Origin of the sequence: Bacillus sp. ISL-4, from assembly GCF_018613275.1 — a bacterium.
GTDB lineage: Bacteria > Bacillota > Bacilli > Bacillales > DSM-1321 > Peribacillus > Peribacillus simplex_E.
In genome coordinates, this window is sequence record NZ_JAGGQN010000003.1 from 198,185 (window position 1) to 210,182 (window position 11,998).

The following is an 11,998-nucleotide window of genomic DNA, read 5'->3' on the forward strand; positions in this document are numbered from 1 at the left end:
GTCCAAGTTTGCTCCCTTGGACCGGTCATCCCGCTCATTCCTCTTCCAATTTTTCCGCTAAATACGTCCATCTTTCCATCAAATGGTCTAATTTATCCGTTAGTTCCTTTTCTTCTTCAAGCAGCAGGCGGACTTTTTCAAAATCGCTTCCCGCTGCTGACATTTCTGATGTTATGTCTTTCAGGCGCAACTCGACCCGTTCCATGTTCCCTTCTATCTCTTCCCATTCCTTACTTTCCGCATAAGTTAGTTTTTTCTTTTTCTTTTCGGTCCGGTTCATCTGAGGTTCCGGTGCTTTTACTGGCACGGCCTCTTCAGTCTTTTCTTCCAAGAACTCTGAATAACTGCCGTAATAGAAATCAATTTCAGCTTTATTCTTGAAAACAAGAAGCTGATGGCACGTCTTATCCAGGAAATACCTATCATGTGATACAGTAATGACTACACCTGGAAACGTTTCTAAATAATCCTCCAGAACGGTCAAGGTTTGCGTGTCCAAATCATTTGTCGGTTCATCCAAAAGCAGGACATTAGGTGCCGACATCAAAATGTTAAGAAGATATAAACGCCTTTTCTCTCCTCCGGAAAGCTTGCGAATAGGCGTCCCATGAGAGCCCATCGGAAACAAAAACCTTTCAAGCATCTGCGCAGCCGATATGAAACTACCATCTTTAAGGGCGATTGAATCCGCCGTTTCCCGAATATACTCGATCATGCGCAAATTCTCATCCATATCGACGCTTTCTTGCGTATAGTACCCTATTTTCACGGTTTGCCCTTTTTCCAGGTTTCCTTCATCTATAGATTCCCGTCCGGCCAGGATATTTAACAAGGTTGATTTTCCACTGCCATTATTACCGACGATCCCAATTCGATCACCCGGTTTGAAGAGGAAGGAAAAATGGTTGATGATGGTTCGATCACCGAAGGATTTAGAAACATCCTGCATCTCGAGTACCTTTTTTCCAAGGCGGGCACCGCTTAATTCCATTTCCAGGTTCTCGGTTTTCTGCTTATCCTTTACACCTGATTCCAATGTTTCGAAGCGTTGGATCCTGGCCTTTTGTTTCGTTGTACGGGCTTTTGCGCCTTTACGGATCCAGGCCAGTTCTTTTTTGAATAGACTTTCCTTTTTCGATTTTTCAGCCGTTTCGTTCTCTTCACGAATGGCCTTTGATTCTAAATAATCCGCATAGTTTCCTTTGTATTCGAAAAGCTGCGTTTGGGCAATTTCCCAAATCTTATTGGACACGCGATCAAGGAAATATCGATCATGGGTCACAAATAAAACGGACTTTTGATATTTCCCCAAATATTCTTCAAGCCAAGTGATGCTTTCAAAATCGAGATGGTTCGTCGGCTCATCCAAAATCAGTAAATCAGGAGTCTCAATCAAGGTTTTTGCCAGGGCCGCACGTTTTTTTTGGCCACCTGACAGTTCCCTCAATTTCCTTGTGTGATCAGGAAGACCAAGCTTGGTCAGTATCGTTCTGGCATTGGCACTTGTATCCCAGGCACCAAGCGTGTCCATATCCTGTTGCTGCTTTAACAAACGGTCCTGTATTACGCTATTCTGTGGATCTACCTGGAGTTGAACGAGCGTCTTTTCATACTCCTTAATCAAGGAAAATACAGGAGTTGAACTTTCATACATATATTCCATGATCGTCAAACTCTCATCAAATTGCGGATCTTGGGATAGATAGGAAATCGTGTAATCATTCGGATGATCCTTCGTTCCTAAATCACTGTCTTCCAAGCCTGCGATGATATTCAATAATGTCGATTTTCCGGTGCCGTTTATACCAACGATCCCGATTTTTTCCCCTTCGGTAATGGAAAAAGAGACATCTTTAAAAAGCAGCTTTTCCCCTTGGGTTTTCATTACATGTTCCATGCTAAAAACTTTCATAATCGTACATCCCATTCCTTATTAAATTCCTCTAAAAATCCAACCATAAATTCATGCCTTTCACTTGCAATCTTCTTGGCTGTACAAGTATTGAGCATATCTTGCAAACGCAATAATTTTTCATGAAAGTGATGAATGGATGAGCTTTTGCCACTCCTGTATTCCTTCTTGGTCATGTTTTCCCTTATGGGCAATGAAGGATCATACATAAGTTGTCCCTTTTTTCCGCCAAATGCAAATGTCCTGGCTATGCCAATGGCACCAATTGCATCCAAGCGGTCCGCATCCTGAACAATTTCAGCCTCGATCGAAGGAAGCTTCAACTGCCCTGCACTATATGAAATTGTATTGATGATCTGTTTGATGGCATCAACACTATCAATATCCAACTTCATTTCATCAAACAAAACGTCAAGCTTTTTCCAGCCTTCATCGGCTTCCTGGTTTAGTTTATCATCCGGGATATCATGAAGCAGAGCCGCCAATTCAATGATAAACTCATTTCCTTTTCGTTCTTCTTTTGCAATATGTAAAGCCAGCTTACGAACACGATCGATATGGAACCAATCATGGCCGCTGGCATCAGAATTCAATTGGTCATATACATACTTCTCCGTCAATTCAATCATCGTTTGTTTCATATCACCACTCCAAGTCCCTTCTATTTTACCATGGTTCTCAAAAATGGTGTGCTTTAATCTTCATTGAACCAACTGATCCCAATCGTCTGTTCACCGGTATGCACCCCGATGGCACTGCCCAGTGGGGATACATGGATCAACACATGAGGAAATTCTTCGGTAATCATCTTTTTCCATCTTTGTGCCTGCTCCGACACTGCACCATATAATATGGTGCATTCCTTTACTTTTCCCGCCTCGACTGATCTGCGAAAATCAGTGAAGATCTGCTTTTCCGCTTTTTTAAGGTTCCGAGGTTTAGATTTAGTATGAAGCACACCATTTTCGATTGAAATAATGGGTTTAAAGCTCAATAGGCTTCCTAGAATATACTGTGCGTTCGTTAACCTGCCGCTGCGATGAAGCTGATCTAAAGAACCAATTAATACATAGGTTTCATGGTTATACGCGTACATTCTCGTTTTGACGAAAGCCTCATTGATGGAATCGCCATTATCAATATAATGCATGAGCCTTTTCATGATTAATAGCATTGGAAAGGAAATAAGTAAAGTATCAAAAACGTCAACAGGGATCGACACCATTTGTGCAGCTTGCCTGCTCGCGGAAACGGTCCCGCTCAATTCACTTGAAAGATGTACGGCTATGATTCGATCATAGCGTTTTTCAAGCTCCTTATATAACTCTTGGAATCTGCCGACCGAGGGCTGTGACGTAGTGGCGGTGATTTTTTCCTCACTCATCCGCTGGTATAATTCCTCAGGTAATAGGTCGACACCATCTTCATATTCCTTTCCATCAATGATGACGACCATCGGAACGACGTATACATGTTCATTCAATGATAATTCTTCGTCCAAAGTTCCCGTACTATCTGTTACCCATGCAATTCGTTCCATGGTTTCCCCCCTCATTTGTGTCTTCTATTATATTCAACATCCCAACCATCTGTCCCCTTTTAAATACGGATGCTTATAAATATCTTACCTCAAAAAAAGAGCCCAACTGGAGCTTCCGTTGGACTCAATATCATTCTTCATAATAATTTTTTTATATCCTCTTCCATTTCCAGAGGTTTTGTTTTAGGTGCATACCGGCTCACTATATTTCCATTACTATCAATCAAGAACTTTGTAAAATTCCATTTTATCGATTTGGACCCCATCACTCCAGGAGCATTTTCAGTCAGGTAGCTGAATAAGGGATGGGCTTCCTTTCCATTGACATTCACTTTTGCAAACATCGGGAATGTTATACCATGATTCAATTTGCAGTATGAGTCGATTTCCAGATCATCACCAGGCTCCTGATTCAAAAACTGATTACAAGGAAAACCAAGTACGACTACCCCATCCTCTTTATATCGTACATACAGGCTTTGCAAATCATCATACTGTGGCGAAAAACCGCATTTGCTTGCGGTATTCACTATAATCATCACTTTCCCTCTATATTCCTCAAGCGAGATAGTTTCTCCATTGATTTTATTGACTTCAAATTCGTAAATGGACATGTATGATCTCTCCCTTTAGTATGATGATTCATTTTACCGTATTTAAAGGTAGGTTTACCAACTTTTATCCTTTCCTTTCATCCCTGAATCTTCACTGCTTGTATGGATTGAATCAAATACTCTACCATGTCTTCCAAATCATCCATTTGCTCTTCTTTTACAAGCCTTCCAAATGAAACTTTATATATAGAAGAAGTAACGTGTTGCATTTTTTTACTCACCGTATCGCTGGTCGTCACTGTAATGATTCTCTGATCTCCCCAAATTTTTTCCAGTTCATTCAACAATTGTTCAGCATTCACTTCATCGAGCTTTTTGGGAAAAGTAATGAAAATATCGACTGTGCAGCCCGAATGAGTTTCATCAATAGCTGCATCGAGTAACTCCGAACTTAGGTTCTTGAGTGAAGCTTGTAGCTCAATGGCACCGCTAATCGAAATAGGCGCGATTGGTTTTTTCAATTCCATCTCAATCTTATATGATCTGGACATAGTCGAGAGATTCACTATATCATCACGTTTTATGACCAATATATCTCCAATGAAGTCACGATCGTAAACCGCTCCTTCCAAAACCACTTTCATGTTCTCAAATGCTGTAGGATCAAACAATCTCCAAGCACCTCTCCAACTTCATAGTTTATGTATTCATGAACTTCCCATTTTACCATTCCCAGGCCATTTCCTTCGGGATTTTCAAGAAATTATTAAAATAGCTTTTCTATTCAATAATTTTCTATATAATTAAAATATTATGATTTTTGAAGAAGGAGGCTAATCATGCCAATTAGAATTCCGGAACGACTGCCAGCAAGGGAAATTTTAGAACAGGAAAATATCTTCGTTATGGATGAGGAAAGAGCTACCAATCAGGAAATCCGTCCATTGAATATATTAATATTAAACCTAATGCCAGAGAAAGAAAAAACGGAGGCCCAGTTACTGCGCTTTCTTGGCAATACTCCGATTCAAGTAAATATATCATTCCTGCGCTTGAGCACACATGAATCAAAAAACACAAGTAAATTTCATTTAGATCAATTTTATAAATCATTTAATGATATCCGCACGAAGAAATATGACGGCTTGATAATTACAGGTGCTCCAGTAGAAAAGCTGGAATTTTCAGATGTTAATTATTGGGAAGAACTGCAGAGTATCATGAACTGGTCAAGCGAAAATGTCACATCCACCCTACATATTTGTTGGGGGGCACAAGCTGCCCTGTACCATCATTATGGAATAGGCAAATACGAACTTCCAGAGAAATGCTTCGGGATATACACCCATGAGGTCCTTGAACCGAATGAAAATCTAGTCCGCGGATTCGATGATTATTTTATGGCCCCTCATTCTCGCCATACGGATATTGACTATCAAAAATTAGTTAACCATCCGGAACTGAAGGTTCTCGCACAGTCCGATCAAGCTGGTGTATTGATTGCTGCTTCAGTTGATGGAAAAAGAATTATGGTTACCGGCCATTTTGAGTATGATGCCGATACCCTTGGTGAAGAATACAAGCGCGATAGGGAGCGTGGAATCAATACGCAACTACCTGAAAATTACTTTCCTGATAACGATCCGACCAAGGTACCTCTTCACCGCTGGAAGAGCCATTGCAGCTTGATGTTCTCGAATTGGCTGAACTATTATGTCTACCAATCAACCCCTTATGAGTGGGATTGAAAGGGTAAGAAAAAAGAAGCTTTCACGTTTAAGTGAATCGTTTTTTGGTCAGCCACTTCCGATTATCATGGGAAACAACCTGAGTTTCTGACTCAGGTTGTTTGTTCATGATTCCTTATTGCCATTGCCGAAATAAACCTCTTCAAAAGGTTGGACGACCACAAATCCTTGACCTTCGAATTTCATTTGAACGGATTCGCCGCTTCCCCTTCCAAAAAACGACTTCAGTGAAACATCCGTTACGAATTCAGGCTGCAATTCCCCAGACCAAGCCACTGTTGCATTCGGGTCAGTATAGACTGGATTCCCATGTTCCACCATTAAAGTAAGCGGCTCATAATGGGAAGTGAATGCGACCATGCCTCTCCCCTCGAGCCTTACGTTGAACAATCCCCCCGCCAATAATCCGGCAATGCGCCGCATCATTTTTATATCCCATTGAATCCCCGGCTCAAATGCTAGTAAATCATTTCCGTTAACACAGATCGATTCCCCATTTAACTGTAAAATAGAAATCTTCTTTCCTTGATCCGCGACGTATAGCTTTCCGCTTCCAGTCGCTTTCATCAAAGATGCACCCTCACCTGTCAAAGCCTTTTTGAAGAGTTTACCAAGACCATGCTCCAAGATACCTTCCCGCTCGAATTTAATTTGGCCGCGATAAGAAACCATCGTCCCCATTTTTGCCCAGATCTGCTGTTCCAAATTAATTTCCAGAATTCGTTCCGTTTCAAGTTCGAATAAACCTTGCCCTTTATCCTGCTGTTTCGTCTTTTCAACGAATTGATCGATATGATACTTCTCCATCACTGCCCCACCTCTTTTTGAAGGAGAAAAAGCCACATGAACGATACAGCTTGCTTTAACTCCTTTGAAAAATGTCCCAGTTTTGTATAGTCCACCCCTCTCTTTGCAACGCCGGTATCAGCCACTGCCTTCCATCCGTTTTCTAAAGCCATTTTTTCAAATTCCCAAGGCTGCATTGTATTCATTATGACTTTATCTCCTAATAACCGTTGAAAACTGAATTTTTTTCGTGGTTCAGCTGTTGGACCAAGAATTCCAAAACAGGCATAACCGCCAGGCTTTATTACCCGTTGAATTTCCTTCATCACCGTTAATGGTTCACCCGTATATTCCAAAGAATTAATGACCATTGCCGCATCCAGTTCTTCATCTTTGAATGGAAGATTATAAAAATCCCCTTGCAGGAAAGAAAGTTCTGGTTGTTGAGCGGTTTTCCCCTTTGCAAATTCAATCATCACATTGGATAAATCAACTCCGGTTACTTCGAATCCCGCTTCGGCCAATTTCAAGGAACCAACTCCATCTCCACAGCCAATGTCAGCCACCTTCACTCCCGAAGGTACATATTCAGAAAAGAAAGGAATAATGTTTTTCCGGCTCCCCGTTTCCCACATTTCTTGCGAATTCTTCACCCACATAGGTGCAAAAACATCCCATTCCTTTTTCGATTCTTTATGCCATGTATGTAAATTCATCAGAAATTCCCCCTCCTAATTAGACAAGTTCCTACTATATTAAAAACACTCAGTTTCCAGAATCAAAATAACGGGGCTTCTTTATAGCTATTCTGCTCAAAATTAAAAAAACCTCTTTTATAACTTCGTTCAGGAATACAGATGATTTTCAAATACATAAAAAAAAACTGCCAGCGGCAGCTTATTTTGAATTTTCATTTCTTTTTTGTATCTTTCGTAAATCCTCGACACGGTCAGGAGATTCTTCAAAGAATTCGACCAAGTCTCCAATCCTATCGATGGCATTCCAGCTAAGGTGGTGTTCGATCCCCTCTACATCATGATAAATATTTTCTTCCTTGACCCCAATCAACCTTAGCATCTGTTCTAAAAGTTCATGACGGTATACGAGCCTTTTACCAACTTTTTTCCCATTTGCAGTTAAAACGAGACCCCGGTACTTTTCATATATCAAATATTTTTCCTGATCAAGTTTTTGAACCATTTTTGTAACAGAAGAAGGGTGGACGGAAAGATTTTCGGCAATATCGGAAACTCTTGCATATCCTTTTTCTTCAATAAGTAAATAAATTTGTTCTATGTAATCCTCCATGCTCGGTGTAGGCATTCGGAATCCTCCCATTCAAACGCATATCTAAAAATTTTACTATATAAACGACCCCGAAACAAGAAGATATAGTCTCAGGGCGCCTTTAATGAAGTTTCTTCTCAAGTTTGCTTGACGTTTTGTTCTGTTGGGAATGTAAAACTGATCTTCTTTTCAGAGTCGGACCAAGATAAAATGGCATCAAAGGTCTTTTCCCCTTTTTTAAAACCGCTTATCAAATCCGTTTCACCGCTCGCCAACAGCTTTTTTATATTTGCTTGACTGATTTTCTTATTAAGGATTTTTTTGGAGATAGTGAAGTTACACTTTGTTTTTTGATAACTTACACATCCATAGAATTCCCCTTTATCGACAATCTTAGAACCGCATAGTTTACAACTGCCCACAGATGCTGAACTTCTCTTTTTTGGGCCGCTCTGTTGAATCGACTCGGTGTCCAGCCCTTGAAAATCCCAGCTTTCCGATGACTCCACGGCATCACTGATAATTTTTGCTGACATCTTTTTAACAGCTTCCATAAATCCGCCAGCTGATGCCTTCCCTTCACCGATTTCCCTTAAACGCTGTTCCCATTTGGCTGTCATCTCGGGTGAAGCCAGGATTTTCTCCCCAATCGCGGTAATCAGCACTTTCCCTTTATCTGTCGCAAACACCTGGTTTTTTTTCACATTAATGTATTTACGGTCTTTGAGCATGGTAATGATGCCAGCCCGCGTTGCTTCAGTTCCAAGACCCTCGGTTTTCATCAGCACCTTTTCTAACTCTTCATTATCCAGATGCTTTCCGGCAGTCTTCATCAAAGTGATCAACTGACCTTCTGTATAGCGCTTAGGAGGCTGGGTTTTTCCTTCTTTCACCTTTATATTGGCGACCTTTCCAGAATCCCCTTTTGAGACGGACGGCAAAATGATATCATCATCTTCCTTGTCATTTTGGAAAATCACTTTGCGCCATCCCTCTTGAATCTGCTGCTTTCCTTTAGAAATGAATTCGGCACGCTTATCGACAAGCGTTTTAATGGTGGTATAATCGAAAATGGCTTTCTCATAATGAGCCGCAATCAAGCGGCGTACCACCAAGTCATAAATATTCCGTTCTTCAGCGGAAAGCCGCTTTGGGTCGGTTACCTGTTCCGTCGGGATGATGGCATAGTGATCAGTCACTTTCTTTTCATTTACAAACCGTTTATTATTCATGATGTTCGGTTGTGGCAAAGGAAATAGGGATTCATATTCCGAAAATCCGCTTAGTTTTTGCAAAATATCGGGAAATGTTTCAGCTTCCCCCTCCGTCACATAATTGGAATCTGAACGTGGGTAAGAAACGATCCCTTTTTGATATAAACTTTGTACTATATCAAGCGTCTGTTTCGGCGAATATTTATAAATCTTGTTCACTGTCGCTTGCAATGACGAGAGATTAAATAACAAAGGCGGCTGGAATTCTTTCCTTTCTGTATCCATTTCAGCTATTTCAGCTTCCTTACCCTTGCAAAAATCGGCAATTTTATCCGCCATTTCTTTTGTCTTGATTCTCGGATCATTGTTCTGCTGCCATTTTCCCTGATACTTCTTTCCATCCATCTTGAAGTCAGCGAACACTTCCCAGAACGGTTCGGACTTGAATTGCTCAATTTCCATTTCCCGCTTCACAATCAAGGCGAGAGTCGGTGTCTGAACCCTTCCAGCTGAAAACACATCCGAAACGCCCCTTTGTTTCAATAAAATACTATACGCTCTCGACGCATTCATTCCCACAACCCAGTCCGCGCAAGCTCTCGTATACGCTTCATAATAGAGCGGCCTGGTTTTTTCCTCACTCTTCAGATTTTGGAATCCCTCATAAATCGCTTTTGGGGTCAAAGAGGAAATCCATAACCGTTTCATCGGTTTATTGACATTGCATAGATTAACGATATTACGGACAATCAATTCTCCTTCACGCCCGGCATCTCCTGCATGAATGATTTCATCGACTTCCTGTTTCCTAAGCAAAGTCTTCACAACATTGAATTGCTTTGCCTTTTGTCGGGTCACTTCATATTGAAATTTCTCAGGAATCATCGGCAACGTTTCCATCGACCATTTTTTCCATTTTGAATGATAGGTTTCCGGCGAAACGAGTTGACATAAATGACCAACGGCCCAAGTCACATAAGCCCCATCGGGGAAAAGTTCATTCGGCATGATTTCTATATAGCCTTGCTGTTTCTTCGTTTTAAATTGAGCCGCAAGCGTTGAACCTTGATCTGGTTTCTCCGCAATGATTAGCTTCATGATCATCTTCACCTAATCCGTTAAAAAATATCTTCCCCTATCATTATACCTTAATTATCACAATCGGCTAGATATGACTTCGTTTTTACTGAACGTTCCGGAAAAGCATGAAATGATTTCTTTACTGCGGCGAAGATTTGGAATTTCCGGCTAATGATAAAAGCCGTCAAACTATAGGCAGATTAATTTGCAAAAAAACAAGCTTCATTAATGGATGGCCAACATAAGAATTGAACTATATACAATAACAACAAATACAATGTTAATTGTTCCTTTTCTTGCCCTCCATTGGTTAGATGAAGATGAGGAAAAAAATTTTTTTGATATTATTAATACAAAAGCTAAAGGTATAGGTACTTCTTTAAGTAGATTTTTAAAAAGAGAAAATGATAATTTTGGTTGGATTGCAACACAGTTAATTATGGATCCTAACAGCCCCTTTTATATTAAAGGAACGTTAATTGGCAAAAGAACTAAAGAAAAGCATATTAAAAATGTATATAACTTTCTTTTGTTATTAATTAAACATACAAAGATAGCCGAATTACCTAAGGAAAAAATACTTAATATAACTCTTACTTATTTTAATTGTATAAAAGAGTTGTTACCTGTTGAATGGAGTGATTATATGCAATATAGACTAACTCATATAATCTGATTAAATGCTTTTGCTATAGCCGGCAATAAAATTATTCCTTCAAATTATAATTTTGTTTCTAACCAGTTAAACATTAAAGAAGTAAATAAAAGAATGAGCAGTATAAAGATATTTGATTGGTCTAGTGAAGGAACATTGAAATATCTAAAAGGTGCTAGTGGTTCTAAACTCTTAGCTGAAGACATCATTGCATCTGTAGAAAAATAATTCTTGAATCCCCCATTTTCAAATATTAAAATGGCCGAAAAATCAAATTGATTTTCGGCCATTCTTATTCCTTATTCTTTGGAGGGAACTTTCCAGCTCAGTTCATGTATGTATTGTGCTAAAGCATCTGTTAAAAAAAAGAATCCACTGTAGCTTTTGATCAAAAGGTCCTCCTGAACCCTCATATTAGCGTAAATAAAAAGAATCCATTTTGAAAGGAGATTGATCAAAAAGGGTTCTTTTCTAGTGAATTAGTATACAATTTTTATAAAATAGTTTGATTATTTTTTTAGTGACATTATAGAACTCCCTCAGTTTAATAGATAATGCTCACGAATACTCGCTTATTCGCAGGATTTCAAACCACATGGTATAGGTTGCTTTAGATGAACGAAAGAGATAGAACCGTTTTGATAAGATGAGGGCAGATTGGAATAGGGGATCTATTGAAAATCCCATATTATTACATATACTGCACGCATTTCCACGCTACCCCTGGAGGCTTTCCCTCCCATGTCTCAACGGGTCATAATCATATGCCCTTTCATTCCTTCGTCATGCCTATCCAAGGGGTGGAGGCTGGTTTTGCTAACGGAACGGGTCATTGCCCTTTTGTTCTATATATCCAGTACTTCGTGCTTTCTTTGAAATCCTACGAATAAGCCAACTTTCGAAAAAAATGAGAATGTAAATTTACGCTGCTAGTTGTTCAAGAGGGAATACCATTTCCGGTTTATAGGCAGAGCCATTACGAGCAATCCCTACTAGGACACGGGCGAGTTTTCCACATAGTTTCATGATGGATTTCATTTTCTTAATCTTCTTCACTTTAACATTGTTCGAGTGTAGGGCTTTAAACTCAGGGTTATTCATCACCAGACTCATGGTCGCAAGGAAGAGGTAACGCCGCAGGCGTGATCTTCCACGTTTGGAAAGAACAATTTGGCCTTTCCACTTCCCAGAGCTTGCCTCAGCGAGATGCAATCCTGCATGA

Annotated in this window: 13 protein-coding genes; 2 read left to right on the forward strand and 11 right to left on the reverse strand. The window is 40.0% G+C overall.

All coding sequences use genetic code 11. The features are described 5' to 3' along the window. Nucleotides 1–34: 34 nt before the first annotated feature. The 5 genes from J7J00_RS02695 to J7J00_RS02715 all read right to left on the reverse strand — a co-directional run bounded on the left by J7J00_RS02695 (nt 35) and on the right by J7J00_RS02715 (nt 4,677). Nucleotides 35–1,912, reverse strand: a complete 1,878-nt coding sequence (locus J7J00_RS02695) for an ABC-F family ATP-binding cassette domain-containing protein (RefSeq protein ID WP_214787231.1) — start codon at nt 1,910–1,912, stop codon at nt 35–37. After that, on the reverse strand, nt 1,909–2,553 hold the full coding sequence (locus J7J00_RS02700; RefSeq protein WP_214787233.1) for an HD domain-containing protein: 645 nt from the start codon (nt 2,551–2,553) through the stop codon (nt 1,909–1,911). The genes J7J00_RS02695 and J7J00_RS02700 overlap by 4 nt, the downstream gene beginning before the upstream one ends. Before the next feature lie 53 nt (nt 2,554–2,606). Beyond that, complete coding sequence (locus tag J7J00_RS02705; protein ID WP_214787235.1) at nt 2,607–3,452, reverse strand: DegV family protein; 846 nt, start codon at nt 3,450–3,452, stop codon at nt 2,607–2,609. Between the two features lie 137 nt (nt 3,453–3,589). Continuing rightward, nucleotides 3,590–4,066: a glutathione peroxidase gene (locus J7J00_RS02710; RefSeq protein WP_214787237.1), complete on the reverse strand. Its 477-nt coding sequence runs from the start codon at nt 4,064–4,066 to the stop codon at nt 3,590–3,592. A gap of 77 nt (nt 4,067–4,143) precedes the next feature. Beyond that, on the reverse strand, nt 4,144–4,677 hold the full coding sequence (locus J7J00_RS02715; protein ID WP_098369308.1) for a hypothetical protein: 534 nt from the start codon (nt 4,675–4,677) through the stop codon (nt 4,144–4,146). A 168-nt stretch (nt 4,678–4,845) separates the two neighbouring features. On the opposite strand from J7J00_RS02715, the gene metA reads away from it, so the two are divergent. Further along, entirely contained in the window at nt 4,846–5,754 is a 909-nt protein-coding gene (metA, locus tag J7J00_RS02720) for a homoserine O-acetyltransferase MetA (RefSeq protein ID WP_214787239.1), read from the forward strand. A 105-nt stretch (nt 5,755–5,859) separates the two neighbouring features. On the opposite strand, the gene J7J00_RS02725 is transcribed toward metA, so the two are convergent. The 4 genes from J7J00_RS02725 to J7J00_RS02740 all read right to left on the reverse strand — a co-directional run bounded on the left by J7J00_RS02725 (nt 5,860) and on the right by J7J00_RS02740 (nt 10,139). Beyond that, a complete protein-coding gene (locus J7J00_RS02725) occupies nt 5,860–6,561 on the reverse strand; it encodes an AIM24 family protein (protein ID WP_214787241.1) in 702 nt (233 codons plus the stop codon). Next, nucleotides 6,561–7,256 carry a class I SAM-dependent methyltransferase gene (locus tag J7J00_RS02730; protein ID WP_214787243.1) on the reverse strand — a complete coding sequence of 232 codons (696 nt, stop codon included), beginning with the start codon at nt 7,254–7,256 and terminating at the stop codon, nt 6,561–6,563. Before J7J00_RS02730 ends, J7J00_RS02725 begins: the two co-directional genes overlap by 1 nt. A gap of 181 nt (nt 7,257–7,437) precedes the next feature. Beyond that, on the reverse strand, nt 7,438–7,863 hold the full coding sequence (gene mntR / locus J7J00_RS02735) for a transcriptional regulator MntR (protein ID WP_214787244.1): 426 nt from the start codon (nt 7,861–7,863) through the stop codon (nt 7,438–7,440). A gap of 101 nt (nt 7,864–7,964) precedes the next feature. Then, on the reverse strand, nt 7,965–10,139 hold the full coding sequence (locus J7J00_RS02740; RefSeq protein ID WP_214787246.1) for a DNA topoisomerase III: 2,175 nt from the start codon (nt 10,137–10,139) through the stop codon (nt 7,965–7,967). Nucleotides 10,140–10,353: 214 nt separating this feature from the next. On the opposite strand from J7J00_RS02740, the gene J7J00_RS02745 reads away from it, so the two are divergent. Then, nucleotides 10,354–10,797: a ParB N-terminal domain-containing protein gene (locus tag J7J00_RS02745; RefSeq protein ID WP_214787248.1), complete on the forward strand. Its 444-nt coding sequence runs from the start codon at nt 10,354–10,356 to the stop codon at nt 10,795–10,797. 44 nt (nt 10,798–10,841) lie between these two features. Here J7J00_RS02745 and J7J00_RS02750 read toward each other — a convergent pair whose 3' ends face one another. Continuing rightward, nucleotides 10,842–11,066: a hypothetical protein gene (locus tag J7J00_RS02750; RefSeq protein WP_214787250.1), complete on the reverse strand. Its 225-nt coding sequence runs from the start codon at nt 11,064–11,066 to the stop codon at nt 10,842–10,844. Nucleotides 11,067–11,697: 631 nt separating this feature from the next. After that, nucleotides 11,698–11,998 (reverse strand): transposase (locus tag J7J00_RS02755; RefSeq protein WP_214787252.1); only part of this gene is annotated, 301 nt, incomplete at its 5' end.